At 56.3% G+C, this 398-nt stretch carries 1 pseudogene; it reads left to right on the top strand.

Going from position 1 to position 398, the window contains the following annotated elements:
* A pseudogene (locus tag EE949_RS01020) lies at positions 1–326 on the top strand (SAM-dependent methyltransferase); the annotation flags it as partial.
* Positions 327–398: the final 72 nt, after the last annotated feature.

The following is a 398-nucleotide window of genomic DNA, read 5'->3' as shown; positions in this document are numbered from 1 at the left end:
ATGTAATGTCGCCGGGCAGTCCGTTGCTGTTTACTTATCTGCAAATGGTTGAAGTGCTGCGCGACACCAGCCATGTCCGCGATTATTGCGCGGCCGAATGGCTGCATCAGGTCAGCGACGCGGGGTTGTTTACCCGCAGTCATACTCGTCAGCGTCTGCATCTGGAGTTTGCGTCGTGGGTCGAGCGCATGCGCACCCCGCAGCCGTCGCGCGTGGCCATACGCGAATTGCAGCAGGCGATGGGCGATGAAGTGCGTCAGTATTTCGAGATTGATGCGCACGGCTCATTCAGTACCGATGTGCTGGTGCTGTGGGCCGAGCGTTAATCTTTTTACGGCTTGAAACGTTATAAACGGGCGCTGTCCGAGGCGTCGATGAAAAATCGAGGAAGTTATGAG

It is taken from the genome of Pseudomonas viridiflava (assembly GCF_900602065.1).
In the GTDB taxonomy this organism is placed as follows: domain Bacteria; phylum Pseudomonadota; class Gammaproteobacteria; order Pseudomonadales; family Pseudomonadaceae; genus Aquipseudomonas.
Note: the sequence above shows the minus strand (reverse complement) of the source record. Positions and strands in the feature narration are given on the sequence as shown.